Annotated in this window: 14 protein-coding genes and 1 pseudogene; 7 read left to right on the top strand and 8 right to left on the bottom strand. The window is 70.0% G+C overall.

The window, feature by feature from the left end; all coding sequences use genetic code 11:
• Positions 1 to 87: 87 nt before the first annotated feature.
• Complete coding sequence (locus tag ABZ374_RS18040) at positions 88 to 1,314, top strand: LLM class flavin-dependent oxidoreductase (protein ID WP_360312024.1); 1,227 nt, start codon at positions 88 to 90, stop codon at positions 1,312 to 1,314.
• A 111-nt stretch (positions 1,315 to 1,425) separates the two neighbouring features.
• Here the strand turns inward: ABZ374_RS18040 and ABZ374_RS18035 are convergent, their stop codons facing one another.
• Positions 1,426 to 2,106 (bottom strand): DedA family protein, encoded by a 681-nt coding sequence (locus ABZ374_RS18035; RefSeq protein WP_360312022.1) that lies wholly within the window; start codon positions 2,104 to 2,106, stop codon positions 1,426 to 1,428.
• 210 nt (positions 2,107 to 2,316) lie between these two features.
• On the opposite strand from ABZ374_RS18035, the gene ABZ374_RS18030 reads away from it, so the two are divergent.
• The 3 genes from ABZ374_RS18030 to ABZ374_RS18020 all read left to right on the top strand — a co-directional run bounded on the left by ABZ374_RS18030 (position 2,317) and on the right by ABZ374_RS18020 (position 5,570).
• Positions 2,317 to 2,853, top strand: a complete 537-nt coding sequence (locus ABZ374_RS18030; protein ID WP_360312020.1) for a hypothetical protein — start codon at positions 2,317 to 2,319, stop codon at positions 2,851 to 2,853.
• An 81-nt stretch (positions 2,854 to 2,934) separates the two neighbouring features.
• On the top strand, positions 2,935 to 4,083 hold the full coding sequence (locus ABZ374_RS18025) for a CapA family protein (protein ID WP_360312018.1): 1,149 nt from the start codon (positions 2,935 to 2,937) through the stop codon (positions 4,081 to 4,083).
• 275 nt (positions 4,084 to 4,358) lie between these two features.
• A complete protein-coding gene (locus ABZ374_RS18020) occupies positions 4,359 to 5,570 on the top strand; it encodes an MFS transporter (RefSeq protein ID WP_360312016.1) in 1,212 nt (403 codons plus the stop codon).
• 108 nt (positions 5,571 to 5,678) lie between these two features.
• Here the strand turns inward: ABZ374_RS18020 and ABZ374_RS18015 are convergent, their stop codons facing one another.
• The 6 genes and pseudogenes from ABZ374_RS18015 to ABZ374_RS17990 form a co-directional block, all read right to left on the bottom strand.
• A complete protein-coding gene (locus ABZ374_RS18015; RefSeq protein ID WP_360312014.1) occupies positions 5,679 to 6,890 on the bottom strand; it encodes a methyltransferase domain-containing protein in 1,212 nt (403 codons plus the stop codon).
• 295 nt (positions 6,891 to 7,185) lie between these two features.
• A pseudogene (locus ABZ374_RS18010) lies at positions 7,186 to 7,944 on the bottom strand (helix-turn-helix transcriptional regulator); the annotation flags it as partial.
• A complete protein-coding gene (locus ABZ374_RS18005) occupies positions 7,941 to 8,453 on the bottom strand; it encodes a DUF6879 family protein (protein WP_360312012.1) in 513 nt (170 codons plus the stop codon). The pseudogene ABZ374_RS18010 and the gene ABZ374_RS18005, both read right to left, overlap by 4 nt.
• Positions 8,437 to 8,631 (bottom strand): hypothetical protein, encoded by a 195-nt coding sequence (locus ABZ374_RS18000; protein WP_360312010.1) that lies wholly within the window; start codon positions 8,629 to 8,631, stop codon positions 8,437 to 8,439. The genes ABZ374_RS18005 and ABZ374_RS18000 overlap by 17 nt, the downstream gene beginning before the upstream one ends.
• A 164-nt stretch (positions 8,632 to 8,795) precedes the next feature.
• Positions 8,796 to 9,272 carry a GNAT family N-acetyltransferase gene (locus ABZ374_RS17995; protein WP_360312008.1) on the bottom strand — a complete coding sequence of 159 codons (477 nt, stop codon included), beginning with the start codon at positions 9,270 to 9,272 and terminating at the stop codon, positions 8,796 to 8,798.
• 22 nt (positions 9,273 to 9,294) lie between these two features.
• Positions 9,295 to 9,735, bottom strand: a complete 441-nt coding sequence (locus ABZ374_RS17990) for a nuclear transport factor 2 family protein (protein WP_360312006.1) — start codon at positions 9,733 to 9,735, stop codon at positions 9,295 to 9,297.
• Between the two features lie 232 nt (positions 9,736 to 9,967).
• Between ABZ374_RS17990 and ABZ374_RS17985 the strand changes: the two genes are divergently transcribed.
• Positions 9,968 to 11,065 (top strand): trypsin-like peptidase domain-containing protein, encoded by a 1,098-nt coding sequence (locus ABZ374_RS17985; protein WP_360312004.1) that lies wholly within the window; start codon positions 9,968 to 9,970, stop codon positions 11,063 to 11,065.
• Positions 11,066 to 11,143: 78 nt separating this feature from the next.
• A complete protein-coding gene (locus tag ABZ374_RS17980; RefSeq protein WP_360312002.1) occupies positions 11,144 to 12,154 on the top strand; it encodes an RDD family protein in 1,011 nt (336 codons plus the stop codon).
• 25 nt (positions 12,155 to 12,179) lie between these two features.
• On the opposite strand, the gene ABZ374_RS17975 is transcribed toward ABZ374_RS17980, so the two are convergent.
• On the bottom strand, positions 12,180 to 12,371 hold the full coding sequence (locus ABZ374_RS17975) for a ferredoxin (protein WP_360312000.1): 192 nt from the start codon (positions 12,369 to 12,371) through the stop codon (positions 12,180 to 12,182).
• Positions 12,372 to 12,679: 308 nt separating this feature from the next.
• Here ABZ374_RS17975 and ABZ374_RS17970 point away from each other — a divergent pair, with 308 nt between their 5' ends.
• The gene (locus ABZ374_RS17970; protein WP_360311998.1) at positions 12,680 to 14,767 is read left to right on the top strand and encodes a protein kinase; all 2,088 of its coding nucleotides are present in this window, start codon (positions 12,680 to 12,682) and stop codon (positions 14,765 to 14,767) included.
• The last annotated feature ends 18 nt before the right edge of the window (positions 14,768 to 14,785 follow it).

Genomic DNA, 14,785 nt, shown 5'->3' with positions numbered 1-14,785 from the left:
GGCCGACGCTCGCATACTGTCCCGTACGCAGACCTCATACAGGCGTATGCAGCGCTGGTTGAACCAGGCGATTTTGGGAGGCTCCACGTGGAGTTCGGCATCTTCCTGAACGGGTACACCCCCGGTCCGGCCGCTCACGATCGCGCGAGCGAGCACCTCGTGCTCATGCGCGAGATGGAATTGGCCATCAAGGCCGACAAGCACAACTGGAAGTACGCCTGGTTCGGCGAGCACCACGGTCTGGTCGAGTACAGCCACATGTCGGCTCCCGAGGTCGTCATCGGCTACGTCGCGGGCAAGACCGAGCGCATCCACCTGGCGACCGGCATCAACAGCCTGTCGCCGCGCAAGGAGCACCCGGTCCGCTACGCCGAGCGCGCCGCGATGATGGACCACATCACCGAGGGCCGCTTCGAGTGGGGCACCGGCCGCGGCGCGGGCAGCCACGAGATGGCCTCGTTCAACATCATGGACAAGAACTCGACGAAGACCGAGTGGGACGAGGTCGTTCGCGAGATCCCCCGGATGTGGGCGCAGACGGACTACACGTTCGAGGGCGACCACTTCACGGTGCCGACCCCGCACGACATCCACCCGAAGCCGTACGGCGAGTCGCACCCGCCGATCTGGGTCGCCTGCGGCAACCCGGCCACCTTCGGCAAGGCCGGCTCGATGGGCATCGGCGCGATCGCGTTCAACTTCGAACCGGTCTACAACCTCAAGGGCCGCATCGAGGCCTACAAGGAAGCCGCCGAGAACCCGGTCGAGATCATCGGCGACTACCAGAACAACAACGTGATGATGACGAACGCCGTCATCTGTCTGTCCGACCGCAAGCGCGCTCGCGAGATCGCGCTCAGCAAGGGCCGCGGCTACCTGGTCACCCTGGTGAACCTGTACCACGACACCATGCCGAAGTCGGCGGACGCGATCACCTGGCCGTCGCCCACCTTCGACCTCTCGATGGGCGGCGACGAGCTGCTCGACCAGCTCATCGAGGGCGGCTTCATGCTCGTCGGCACCCCCGACGAGGTGTGCGAGCAGGTCAAGGCGTACCAGGAGGTGGGCTGTGACCAGCTCGTCTTCGGTATCAACGACGGCATGACGCACGAAGAGAACCTCGAGATGATCGAGCTCTTCGGCAACCAGGTCATCCCGGAGTTCGACAAGGACCCGGAGCACTCGACCACCAAGTACCGCCGTACCGCGGTGCCGAAGTTCGGTCGTTTCCAGGGCGCGGGCCCGGACCCCGACCTCAAGGTCGAGGTGCTCCCGACGAGCGCGGTGCTGCCGCTCCCGTACCCCTCGGCGTAATCCGAGCGCACATCGAACAGGTCCGAGGCCATCGGGGAAATCCCGGTGGCCTCGCGCTTTTTCGGATCGAATCCTCGTTTCGGAAAGGGCCGGCGAATCCGCCGCGAGCCCTCATCCGGCGCGTGGTTCGATCTCCTCGTGCGATCGGCCGTCCGGACTCTCGCCCCGCTCGGCGCCGCGCCGCCTGTGTCGATTGCGGGCGGCGAGGATCCGCCGGACGACCTCGACCAGCACGGTGATCAGTGCGGCGGTGGCCAGGCCCGCGCCGACGCCCTTGATCGGGCTGTCCTTGAACGCCGTCCCGCCCCAGAAACCCAGCAGCACGCCGTAGATCGCCCAGGTCAGGCCCGCGAACGCGGTGAACGCCCGAAACCGGGCGGGCGGATACCCGACCATGCCCGCCACCAGCGAGACCGCGGTGCGGCCGCCGGGGATGTACCGGCCGACCACGATCATCACGCCGCCGCGTTCGGTCAACCAGCGTTCCGCCCGGTCCCGGGCCCGTCGGCCGCGCTCGCCCTTGAGCATGTGCCGATTCGCGAACGGTTCGGCCCGGTGGCCGATCGCGTAGGTGATGTTGTCGCCGAGGAACGCGCCGAGCGCGCCGGCCAGGATCAGCAGGAAAAGATTGGGCGAGAAGCCGGTGACGGTGGCGAACACGCCGCACGCGATCAGCGCGCTCTCACTCGGCAGGATCGGCAACATCGCGTCCAGCAGCGCGGTGAGGAAGACGATCGGGTAGGCCCACGGGGAACCCGTGAAGGACATGATCGGATCGAACCACGCGTCCACGATCGCTCCCTCGCAGGTGTTCGGAACCGGTTCGTGGGCGACCGCGACGGTCCTCGCGTGTGGTCGCCCGTTCGGCGGCTACCCACCGCGCGCACAAACCAGGCACCGTGCGCCGATCGGTTCGGCGTCTGTCACGCTTGATCCCTTCGACTCGACCTCTCATTCGAGACGGATCATTCGACGCACAACGAACAACGCGAGGGACGTGGCATGGACGCCGTTCACGAAGGTCTGGACGCCGTGCGGGCGGAGCTGGTCGGCCTCGATCGCCCCGTCGTGCGCCTGCTGGAACCGGGCCTGCCGGCCGAGGCGGTGCGGACCCGGGTGGGTGCCGAGGTGCCCGCCGAGCTGGTCTCCTGGTTCGGCTGGGCGGACGGCACCCGCGAGGAGCCGGACCAACTGGTGGACGAGGCATCGTTCATACCGGGCTACGTCCTGGTCAGCCTGGCCGAGGCGCTGGAGTTCCGGGACGAGGTCGAGATGGACCAACCGGAAGGGGTGCAGTGGCTGCCGCTGCTCGTGTCGCCGGCCGCCGACTTCTACGCGGCGGTCTGGGACGGCGAGGACGTGCAGGTGGCGAGCTACGTGCAGGGCGCGGACGAGCCGATGGTGTACGCGTCGATCCCGCTGATGTTGCGCACGGTCACCGAGAGCTTCCGGACCGGGGCCTTCGAGGTGGACGAAGAGGGCTACTTCGACATGCATCCCGAGCTGTGCGACCGGGTCTATGAGGCCCTGAACGGCTGATTCGTTGCACGCGGGTGAGGTAATTCACGTCACGCTCGGTCGTACGTACGGGCGCGTACGTCGCTGGGCTACCTTGTCCGCGTGCATATACCCCGCCGCCGGTCCGTCGCGCTCGGCCTCGCTCCGCTGCTGATCGCCGGTCTCGCCTCCTGCGGGCTGCTGTCCGACTCCGACGACTCGCCGGGCAAGACCGAGAACGCCGCGGACGCGAATCCGGTGGTCGGTACGGGCGGCTCCTCGGGGGCGCCGGGCACCGGGTCCGCGGCGCCGTCGGCTCCGGCCGTACCGGGCACCGCGATCTCCGTCGCGTTCGCGGGTGACGTGCACTTCTTCGAACGCACCGTGCCCCGCCTGAACGCGGGCGCCGAGGGTGCGCTGGGCCCGATCGGCAAGACGCTCTCGGCCGCCGATCTGGCGATGGTCAATCTGGAGAGTGCGATCACCGAGCGCGGCACGCCGGAGAACAAGACGTACCACTTCCGGGCCCCGGCGAAGGCGCTGACCGAGCTGAAGGCGGTCGGGATAGACACGGTCAGCATGGCCAACAACCACGCCGTGGACTACGGCAAGGTCGGCCTGGAGGACTCGATCGCCGCGATCCAGGACCCGCCGATCGGCGTGGTGGGCATCGGCAAGGACGCGGCGCAGGCGTACCGCCCGGTGATTCGGGAGGCCAAGGGCGTCAAGGTCGCGTTCCTGGCCGCGAGTCAGGTGCAGGACATCACCAACCAGCTCTATCAGGCCGGGCCGAACAAGCCCGGGATAGCCACCGCGTTGCAGACCGACCGGCTGGTGCAGGCCGTGCGGGAGGCGAAGAAGCAGGCCGACGTGGTGATCGTCTACATGCACTGGGGCATCGAGGGCGACAAGTGCCCGAGCGCGGACCAGAAGAGCGTGACCCGCAAGCTCGCGGACGCGGGCGCGGCGGCGATCCTGGGCACCCACGCGCACGTGATGCAGGGCGCCGGTTGGCTGGGCGACACCTATGTGGGCTACGGCTACGGCAACTTCCTCTGGTACGGCACGTCTCCGTACCCGAACTCGAACGACACCGGCGTGGCGACGCTGACCATCAAGGACGGCAAGGTCGTCGACGAGAAGTTCACCCCGGCCTCGATCGACAAGCGCGGCGTGCCGATGCCGGTGACCGGCGCCGAGGCCAAGCGCATCCTGGACCGCCGGGACACCTTGCGGCCGTGCACCGGATTGACCGCGGCCCCGAAGAAGTAGGTCCGCGAGGGGGCGCCGATGTCGGTGCGGCAGGCCGAAAACGGGCCGGCCGGGGCCGGGGCGCGCTTGGTAGGTTGGCGGGCATGTTCCTCCTGTGTGCGTAGGACCGCCGCGACCGGGCCCTGACGGGGTCGGTCGCCTTCGGCGTCCACGCAGGCCCTTCGGCGCGGCTCTCGTCGTGCCGACTTCGCGGAGGAACTCCCGACATCGTGGCTGCCAAGCCCTCTTGCGTTCCTGCCGACGCGCGTCGTGCGCCGGCTCCCTCCTATGCCGCCGTGTTGCGGATCCCCGGTGCCCGACGGGCGTTCGGGGCCGCGCTGGTGGGGCGACTGTCCTACGGGATGATCGCGTTGTCGTTGTTGTTGGCGGTCAAGGCCGGCACCGGGTCGTACGCGGTGGCGGGCACGATCATGGCGTCGTTCGGGGCGACCAGTGTGTTCCTGTCGCCGATGCGGGCCGCGTTGGTCGACCGGTACGGGCCGCGGCGGGTGTTGCCGCCGCTGGTCGCGGTGTACGCGACGCTGCTGGTGGTGATCGCGGTGCTGACCTGGCGGCCGGGGGTCTCCGGGGTGTGGTTGGGGGTCACGGTCGCGGCGGCCGGGGCCTGTACCCCGCCGGTCGGACCGGTGATGCGGGTGTTGTGGAGCGAACTGGCGCCCGATCCGCGGTTGTTGCAGCGGGCCTACAGCCTGGACGGGGTGGCCGAGGAGATCCTGTTCGCGTTCGGGCCGTTGCTGGTGGGCGTGTTGGTGGGGCTGGCGCCCGCGGCGGCGGGGGTGGCGGTCAGCGCCGGGCTGATCACGGTCGGGACGCTCGCGCTGGTGACGTCGCCGGCGGTGGGCCGGTCGACGGCGCGGGCCGGACGAGTCGACGGGGAGGGAGCCGGGGATCATCCCGCGCCGGTCCGAACCGGGTTGTGGCGTGCGGTGGTCGTCGCCGCCGGGGTCGGGCTGTGTCTGGGTGCGATCGACCTGCTCGCGGTCGCGTTCGCCGACGCGCGGGGGCACGCGGCGGCGGTGGCCTGGATCCTGGCCGCGCTCTCGATCGGCAGCGCGGTCGGCGGCCTGGCGTACGGCGCGGTGCCCTGGCGGATCGCGATCGACCGCCGCCTGCCGCTGCTCGCGCTCGGGCTCGGCCTGTCCCTGGGCGCGGCCGGCCTGTCCCCGAACCTCTACGTCCTGGCCGCGACCGTCGCGGTCACCGGCCTGTTCGTGGCGCCGGCGATCACCACGGCCTACCTGCTGGCCGACGCCTGCGCCGCGGCGAACACCCGGACCAGGGTCGGCGCCTGGGTCAACACCGCCCTCAACGCGGGCGCCTCGGGTGGCACGGCGGCCGGCGGCCTGTTGATCGACCGGGCCCCGCTGCCGTTGGTCTTCGCGGTGGCCGGGTTGCCGGCGCTGATGGCCGCCGCCGCCACGGTGCGGCCGATCGCCCGCCCGGCACTCGAAGAGCCGCGAAACGAGGTGGCCTCGCCGGCTTCGTGACCCCCGGGGACCGTGCGCCTTCGTGGGGGATCGGGCGGTTGTCTCCGTCTGCCGCGTGCTCGCCGCGATCTTGCTTCGGAAGCGAAAGGCGAGGCGGTACCGGCCCGTTCACAGGGACCAGGAGGCCGCTTCGCCACCGCGACCGGTCGGGCGCGGGGCGGTGGATTCGGGTACTCGCGCGTGCTGTTCGCCATCTGCGGACACCGTCCAGCCGAAGGCTTCGATGCCGGGGCGGCCCGCGGCGCACCAGCGGGACCACGCCGCCTCGATCTCGTTCCACAGGTGGCGTGGGCCGTGTTGGCGGACGGCGAAGTCGGTGCGTCGGTGTCCGTCGTGGTCGATGCTCGCCCACGACGTGCCGGCCTCGTCGCCCAGCCACAGGCGGGTGTGTACGCCGTCGACGTCGCCGTCCCAGTGGTGCCAGACGCCGGGCGCGCTCAGGCCGATCGCGAACTCGGCGACGGGGTCGCCGCCGGCCACGGCCCAGGGGGACAGCGTGGTGGTGCTCGGTGTGGCGGCGTGCTCCGGGGAGACGACTCGGCCGATGTCGGTGCTGCGGGAGCGGTGTCCGCGCAGGTGCATGAAGGCGCCGCCGGTACGGAAGCGGCCGTGCGCGCGGCCTCGATCGTCGACTTCGGCCACCAGGGTGCCGTTGGCGGTCCACGCGCTTGCCCAGGGGGTGACGATGACGGCTCCTGGCCGGCACTGCCGAATCCAGGCGGGCGGGAGGTGGGTCACGGCGGCGGTGCACACGATGCGGTCGTAGGGCGCGCCGGTCGCCCAGCCCTCGGCGCCGTCTCCCCACACGACGGTGGGGTGCCGGTCCAGGGCCGCCAACCGGCTGCGGGCGATTCGGGCGAGATCGGCGTGCACTTCGATCGTCACGAGGCGGTCGTCGCCCACCCGGTGGGCGAGCAGTCCGGCGTTCCATCCCGTCCCGGTACCGATCTCCAGCACGCGGTGTCCGTCGGCCACGTCCAGCGCAACCAGCGTGGCCGCCACGATCGAGGGTTGCGAGGCCGCGGACGACGGCCACTCGGGCCCGCCGGGCCGGGGCGCGTCGCCGTTGCACACCTGCACCACCACCGGAGTGTCCGCGTACGCGGCCGTCCACCAGCGCTCCGGCTCCGACACCCGCTCGCAGCGCTCGTGCCGGTCGCCGTCGGGGCGGCGCAGCCACACCACGTCCGGGAGGAAAACGTGCCTCGGCACCCCCAGGAACGCCTCCCGCCACACCTGGGGCAGCACCCCGACGGCCACCTCGACCCGCCACAGCAAATCGACCCGGGCCCGCCACAGGGCCCTCGCCTCGACCGACATCCGTCTCACCGCCCCTTCGGCGTGCCGGGATTCGCCGGCTCGTCCGGCGGAGTCGGCGGCGGAACGGGCTTTTCGGGCTTGTGCCCGTCGTCGGTCGCGGGGTCTCGGTGCTGTCCCATGGAAAACCTCCTCGATAGGTTCGAAGTTGTCTCCAGGAATACCCGATTGCATTCTGCGGTGTCCATTTTCGGTCGCGTTCCTGCATGGATTGCGCCCGAAATATCTCGGACCACCCCCTGATCTCGGTGCGAGCTTCCTCGCCGGACAGCGCGTGCTCGACAAAGTATTCGAACAATCGTCGGTGGTAGGTGATTTCCTTCGGATCCCGAAAGACGAGTCGGCCGCTGAACAGTTCCACCGTCACGAGGTGGTCGCCATAAATGACGAACGTATTGAACGGCACGTCGGCCACTTGTCGGCGGAGCGGCAGGATGTGCAGATGGACCTGGGGGAGATGTGACAGGGCGATCAGGTGATCCAACTGGAGCGCCATTGTCGATGCGGAGCACAGCGGCCAACGAGCCGCCGACTCCGTCAGGAGAAAGTCGAAGCGTTTCCCCCGGCCGTAAAGGACCGACTGGCGTTCGAGCTTGGCGGCGATCGCACGGGCCGGATCACCGGTTGCGGGATCGACGACGGGCGACATGGCCTGCCGCATGTATTCCGGTGTCTGGAGCAGGCCGGAGAGCATCGCGGGGAGGAAGTGCCGGATGTGATCGGCGCCGGCATCGAGTGCGGCGAGTTCGCGCTGGCGATAGTGCAGGCCGCGGCGGACCGTGGCGCGGACATCTTCGTACTCGGTGTTCGCCACCTCTGCCAGGCAGCGGATCTCGTCGGCGGTCTCGGCGTCCACGCCGAGGGCTTCCAGGATGTGCCGTACGTCGAGGATGGAGGGCAGAGTGCGTCCGGTTTCGATCCGCGAGATCTTGCTCTGCGACATCCCACATCGCAGCGCCAAGCGCTCGCCGGAGAGCCCGGTCGCACTTCGAAGGGCGCGCAGGGCGGATGCCAGTTGCAGTCGGTCCCGGCCCGCCTGTTGCGGGTCGAATCTCAATCCGCGAGATATTCCGCGAGGGGGATGGAAAGGGCGATCGCCGACTCCTTGCTTCGGCGGTACCAGGCGAGATCCGGAGATTCGAGAAGGACGCGAGCCACCTGCGCCCCGTGTTCGTCGTATCGCATCTCGACGACTTTCGAATCGTCCAACATCCAGAAATCCGAAGGCATCGGCGGAACGTTCTGCGCACGGGTCGTGTCAAGAATCCGGACGTCTTCACCGGCCGCAACGTTGTATCGATATGCGGCAAACTCGTATCGCAGGTAATCGGACAGGGGTGGTGTGACGACATGGACTCGTCCGACCCTGCGTCCGCTGTCCCGGTAGCGAGCTAGTTGCGTCAGCCACGGGTCGTCGTCGGGGAGAACCAGTCGGCCGGTGGCCATGAATTCGGCGTACTCGTGCTCTTCGCCGACCAAGGTGTACGCGGACAGCGTCTCCAGTCTGAATGCCTCGCGTTCGAACGAGTCGAAGAAGGAGGTCCAATGCTCACCAGCCAAGTGCACGCGCGGCCTCCCGAAGAATGTTTTCCGGGACCGAGACGATCGCTTCGCCCTCGGGCGTCTTGTGATCGACGAGGAAGCCTTGGATGGCGATCGTGCCGTCCCGCTCGGTGGTGAAGACAGTCGGGCAGTCGTTCGAGCGGCAATCGGGATCCCCGCCCGCAACGCGCGAGAGCTTCATGGTGTGCCTTCCGTGATCGCTCCACTACTTGTGGCGACGCTAGGAGGCGGCGCCGAGCGAGGCAAGGGCTACCCGCGTTGTTGCATAAACGGCGGCACGTGGGTAGCGCGCGGAGACGGCAGGTCCCGGCGTCGTGGCACGGGCTCTTTCGCGAGAGGGGTGGCTCAGCTTTGGGCCAAGCGGGTCAAGGCGGGGCCGGTGAGGCGGTAGCCGATCCATTCGCGTTCGGGGGTGGCGCCGAGGGAGTCGTAGAAGGCGATGCTGGGGGTGTTCCAGTCGAGGACCGCCCATTGGAGGCGGGCGTAGTCGCGGGTTTCGCAGATCGTGGCGAGGTGGCGGAGGAGGGCTTTGCCGTGACCGGCGCCTCTGGCCCCGGGGCGGACGTACAGGTCTTCGAGGTAGATGCCGTGTACGCCCTCCCACGTGGAGAAGCTGAGGAACCACAGGGCGAAGCCGACCGCCTCGCCGGTGGTGTCGTCCTCGGCGATCAGGGCGAAGGCGGCCGGGTTCGGGCCGAACAGGGCCGTGTGCAACTGGGCCTCGGTGGCCTTGACCTCGTGCAGCAGCTTCTCGTAGTCGGCGAGTTCGCGGACCAGGGTGTGGATGGCGGGGGTGTCTGCTGCGGTGGCTTCGCGGATCATGCTCCGAAGCTACCCCGGCCCGCTACGCCGTCGGCGCGACGTACATGTAGGACTTCTCCTCGCTGCGGGAGGCGATCCGCCACTCGCCGGCCACCCGCGTGAAGGTGTCGAGGTACCACAGGCCGCAGAACATCACCGGGCCCGGCGTCTGGTCGTCCTCGCCCTTGAAGACCATCGGGTTGTGACACATGGTGCGGCCCGTGGCGGTGTCCCCGTCGACCGTGATCGACGAGTTCGATATCAGGTGTTGGTAGGCGCCGAAGCCCGGCATCACCGAGGCCAGGAACTCCTTGGTCTCCTTCAGGCCGCCCTTGGAGCCGCCCATCGCCGAGTAGTCGATGTGCGCGTCGGCGGTGAAGACCGTGTCCAGCGCGTCCCAGTCGCCGGTGTCCACGGCGTGCGAGTACCGGACCATCAGGTCCTGGATCTCCATCCGGTCCGAGATCTCCTGAAGCGTCAGCATGTGCGTGCCCACCCTCTCCGGCGCTGCGGCGTCGTTCCGTGCTCGCGGGGACGACGTGAGGGGCCAACTTGACACGAACAAGCACATGGCGAAAGGGGCATGACCTCGGCGGGACGGTGAAAAGTCCGATCCCGGGGTTAGTACGAAGAATGGCCGGGGGACCCGCCCCGCTATCGGCAACCGAGCCGTCGCCGGCGGCAAGGCGGCAGCCGCCGTACCCGAGGGAGACATCGTGGGCAGGACGACGCGGCGACGGGCCACGGGCGCGCTGACGGCCATCGCGATCGTGCTGGGCGGCGGGCTGAGCGCGTGCAGCGACGACGACGATTCGAAGAAGGGTTCGAGTGCGAGCAGTGGCACCGCCGCGTCCGGCTCGACCGCGCCGAGCAACGGACCCGCGAACGACCTCCAGGCGCAGTACCAGCAGGTGGTGCGCAACGTGTTGCCCTCGGTCGTGCAGATCACCACGACGACCGGTCTGGGCTCCGGGGTCGTCTACGACGACAAGGGCAACATCGTCACGAACGCGCACGTCGTCGGTCAGGCCACCAGCTTCGAGGTCACCCTCCCGAACGCGAGCAAGCCGGTCACCGCCAAGCTCGTCGCCGCCTTCGCCCCGGACGACCTCGCGGTGATCCGCCTGGACAACCCGCCCAACGACCTCAAGCCCGCCCGGTTCGGCGATTCCAGCAAGCTCCAGGTCGGCCAGATCACCATGGCCATGGGCAATCCGCTGGGTCTGGATTCCAGCGTCACCGAGGGCATCGTCTCGGCGATCGGCCGCACCGTCAGCGAGCCGCAGGCCGCCGACTCGCCGGGCGCGACCATCTCCAGCGCGATCCAGACCTCGGCCGCGATCAACCCGGGCAACAGCGGCGGCGCGCTCGTCGACCTGGACAGCCGGGTGATCGGCATCCCCACTCTGGCCGCGACCGACCCGGAGAACAACGGGGCGGCCCCCGGCATCGGCTTCGCCATCCCCGCCAACACGGTCAAGTCGATCACCGACCAGATCATCAAGAACGGCAAGGTGGACAACTCGGGCAAGGCCGCGCTCGGCGTGACGGTGCGCACCGTGGCCGGGCCGAACGGCCGGCCCGCCGGCGTCGGCGTGGTCTCCGTCCAGGACGGCGGCGCCGCCAAGGCCGCGGGCATCGCCCCGGGCGACGTGATCACCGCGATCGACGACCAGGAAGTCCCGGACGTCGCGGCCCTGTCCGAGGCGCTGGGCGGCAAGCAGCCCGGCGACAAGGTCAAGGTGAGCCTGATCCGCGCCGGCGACGGCGACAAAACCACCGTGGAGGTGACCCTGGGCGAGCTCAAGAGCTGATCGCATCACCGAAAAACAGGTCCCGAATTCGTCCGCCGACCCGACGGAAGGGACGATCTACGCGATAACGTCCCGCTCATGACGATCCCCCAGCCCCCACGCGGGCCAGGGTCGCCGTACGGGGAACAACCATCCGTCGACGGTGATCCACACCTGTCCTGGCACCAACCGCCCGCGGCCGCACCGTCCCTGATCCCGGGTCAGGGACAGCCGCTCACAGTGCAGCCGTTCGCCCCGGGCCACCCGCCGCCCGGCACGCCGCCGCCGTTCCCGACCTCGATGCCGGCCGACGCCGACCGACTCCCGCTCGCGTCCCGCACCATGCGCCTGATCGCCCGCACCGCGGACTACCTGCTCACCACCGCACTCGTGCTGCCGCTGTGGTTCCTGGCCTACCACTACCTCCAGACCAAGGCCGCGGATCTGCCCACCAAGGTGGTCCGTACCGCGTTCCTGGACGTCGTGTTCGGTCGAGCCGGCGAGGCCCAACGCGCGCCGCTGGAGGCGGTGGACGGCCTGTGGGGCACCACCAAGACGCTGCTGCTCCTGCTGATCCTCGCGCACCTTCTGGTGCCCGCCCTCTACGACTGGTTCATGCACGCGCGGTTCGGCCGCACGTTGGGCAAGATCATGGTCGGCGCGAAGGTGGTACCGGTCGGCACGTCGGCGCAGGCGGTCGGCGGCCGGGTGCCGGTCGGCGGATGGCGGGCGGCCCGGCGCACCCTGGTGGCCGTGGTGGTGCCGTGGGCCGCGCTGTTGCTCACCTGGTACGAGGTCGCGCTGCGCCAATGGGGCACGGCGGGCCTGTTCGCGCTGCTGACCCTGATCGGCTTCCTGGACCCGCTGGCCGTGCTCGGGCCGCGTCGACGCACCTGGCACGACCGGACCGCCGGCACCGTCGTGGTGAACGTCCGGCTGCTCGCCCGGGGTTGGTCGGCCACCCGCAACGCGTCCGCGGCGATGGTCCAAGGGGCGCGCGGCGCGTCCGGGATGATGGCCCAGGGCGCCCGCGGCGCCCGCGACCGGTGGCAGTCGAGTCGAACCGCCGGGGCCCGGCCCGAGGACGTGAACCGGCCCGGGGAGGGCTGACGCCCCGCCCCGACCCGGCACCGCGTCACTCCTGGATCGAGATGGCTCGGGTCGGACAGACCCGGGCCGCCTCCTCCACCTGCGACCGCAACTCCCGCCCGGGGTTTTCGTTCAGGATGTAGAGGAAGTTGTCATCCCGGACCTCGAACACCTCGGGTGCCTCGGCCATGCAGAGTGCGTTGCTCTTGCACTTGTCGAAGTCGACGACGATCTTCACGTTCGGCCCTTCGGTCGTGGAAGCGGAGCGATGCGGCATTACCTCGAAACGCTGCCGGACGACGGCGGTCCGGGCCGGTGCGTCCCGAAGGTCGTACCGGCCGATCCGCGAACCGTCGTCCCACGCCGAGGCGTTGCCACACCCGGCGCAACCGCTGGCCTATCACGCACCCCCTCGGGTAAGGCGAGCCTTTTCGCCCGAACGGGGAACCAGCCGGTGCCCTGGGGAGGTCACAAGACCGGATGAGAGGATTCCATCCCGGTACGGCCGCAGCGGCGGGCCGGCGAACCAACACGGGAGGCACGTCCATGACGGCCGATGGCGGCGCCGAGATACGTTCGTTGCGTCCGGGTGATCCGCAGCACATCGGACCGTTCCGGATCACCGGCAGACTCGGCGCGGGCGGAATGGGCGCGGTGTACGCGGGCCTGGACGACTACGAACGCCGGGTCGCGGTCAAGGTGGTGCACGCGCAGTACGCGGACGATCCCGAATTCCGGGCCCGGTTCACCCGCGAGGTCAACCTGCTGCGCGCGATCAAGGGCACCTGTACGACGCCGGTGCTGGACGCCGATGTCGACGCCGAGACACCGTGGTTCGCGACCGAGTACGTGCCGGGGCCGACCCTGGACGTGCGGGTCAACCAGGGCGGCCCGATGCACGGCGACGAGTTGCTGGGCCTGGCGGCCGGACTCGCCGAGGCACTGGTCGCGTTGCACGACGCGGACGTGATCCACCGCGACCTCAAGCCGCAGAACATCATCTGTTCGCCCGCCGGGCCGCGGGTGCTCGACCTGGGCATCGCCCGGTCCATGGAGGACAGCGGGCTGACCCGCACCGGCATGATGATCGGCTCGCCCGCGTGGATGAGCCCGGAGCGCTTCAAGGGCCACGACAGCACGCCCGCCGCCGACGTGTACGCCTGGGCCATGCTGATCACCTACGCCGCCACCGGAGTCATTCCGTTCGGCACCGGCGCACCCGAAGTGGTCGCGCTGCGCGTGCTCCAGGAGGAGGCCGACCTGTCCGGCGTGCCGGACGTACTGCGCCTGATCGTCAAGCGGGCTTCCGACAAGGAACCGCACTACCGCCCGCACGCCCGTGAGTTGCTGGCCTCGGTCACCCACGTGTGGCGCGGCGCGCTCGGCAACGCCGCGGCGCCCTCGCTCGACCCGGTGGCCGATGCCACGTCGTTGATCGGGCAGTTGTGGACCACGCCCGCGACCGGCGGCCCCTGGCAGGTTCAGCAGAGCCCGCCGCCGCAGACGCCGCCGCCCGTGCAGCCGCGGGTGTACGAGCCGCCGCGCGGTCCCGCGCGCTCGGGTGGCACCGCCGCGTTCGGCGCGCCCGCGGTGCCACCGCCGCCGGCCGGGCCCGGCCGGCCCTCGCACGACCCGTACGGCGCGTCCCCGACGCAACCGCCGCTCTACCGGGACACCCCGACCTCGGGCGCGCACGGCGTCCCGCCGCAGCCCTCCGGGCAATACGGGGCGCCCTCCGGCCAGTACGGCGCCCCCTCGGGCCAACACGGCGCCGCTTCCGGCCAGTACGGTCCGCCCTCCGGCCAGTACGGCCCGCCGTCCGGTCAGCACGGTGCGCCCTCGGGCCAGTACGGAGCCCCTTCCGGGCAATACGGCACCGCCGGGCAGGGCCACCCGGCGAATGTCCATCAGGCGCCCACCGCCCACGGCGCCCACGGCACGCCGCCCACCGGTCGGGCCGCGGCCCGGCAGGGCGGCTCCGGCCGGCGGCGCCTGTTCGTCCTGGGCGGCAGCGTCATCGCGGTCCTGGCGATCGGGGCCGGCGCGGTGTTCGCGCTGCGCGGCAAGGACGAGGACCCCAAGAAGCCGGAGACGAAGAAGAGTCCGACCGCCGAGGCCCCCAAACTCACCGGCAAGGCGGGCGGCTTCACCCAGGACATCAAGGGGATGAAGTTCGCCGTGCCGGCCACGTGGGAGCTCAAGCAGGTCAGCGACACCGAGGTGTGTGTACTGCCGAGCGCGACGCCGGCCGCGCAGCGCACCACGTGCGAGCGCGCCGGCCTGCGGATCTGGGTCGGCAAGTCCGGCGAGCGCAAGGTCGACTTCAAGGATCAGGCGGGCTGGACCCTGGGGGCGAAGCCGACCTGCATCCCCAAGACCGCCGACACGGCGCCGCCGACCAGCCGCAGCGATGGGAAGAAGTTCGTCGAACCGGGCAAGAACAGCCTGACGTTCGAGTACGCGTCGTTCACCGTGACCTGCAAGGGCGGCGACTCGTTCCAGCCCCAGGTGTGGTGGCTGCCGCAGTCGATGATCTCGTTCTCCACGGCGGGGCTGTCCCGCGAGTACGACACGGACCTGAACAAGATCCTGGCGTCGGTGAGCCTGACGGGCTACAAGAAACCTGCTGCGTAACCCGCCACGCCCAACGCA

The organism is Embleya sp. NPDC005971 (assembly GCF_040629175.1).
Classification (GTDB): Bacteria; Actinomycetota; Actinomycetes; order Streptomycetales; family Streptomycetaceae; genus Embleya.
Note: the sequence above shows the minus strand (reverse complement) of the source record. Positions and strands in the feature narration are given on the sequence as shown.

What these genes read in the sequence shown, in the direction of transcription:
- ABZ374_RS18030 (WP_360312020.1), top strand. Translation starts at nt 2,317, where the DNA reads ATGGACGCCGTTCACGAAGGTCTGGACGCCGTGCGGGCGGAGCTGGTC.
- ABZ374_RS18015 (WP_360312014.1), bottom strand. Translation starts at nt 6,890, where the DNA reads ATGTCGGTCGAGGCGAGGGCCCTGTGGCGGGCCCGGGTCGATTTGCTG.
- ABZ374_RS18000 (WP_360312010.1), bottom strand. Translation starts at nt 8,631, where the DNA reads ATGAAGCTCTCGCGCGTTGCGGGCGGGGATCCCGATTGCCGCTCGAAC.
- ABZ374_RS17995 (WP_360312008.1), bottom strand. Translation starts at nt 9,272, where the DNA reads ATGATCCGCGAAGCCACCGCAGCAGACACCCCCGCCATCCACACCCTG.
- ABZ374_RS17990 (WP_360312006.1), bottom strand. Translation starts at nt 9,735, where the DNA reads ATGCTGACGCTTCAGGAGATCTCGGACCGGATGGAGATCCAGGACCTG.
- ABZ374_RS17980 (WP_360312002.1), top strand. Translation starts at nt 11,144, where the DNA reads ATGACGATCCCCCAGCCCCCACGCGGGCCAGGGTCGCCGTACGGGGAA.
- ABZ374_RS17970 (WP_360311998.1), top strand. Translation starts at nt 12,680, where the DNA reads ATGACGGCCGATGGCGGCGCCGAGATACGTTCGTTGCGTCCGGGTGAT.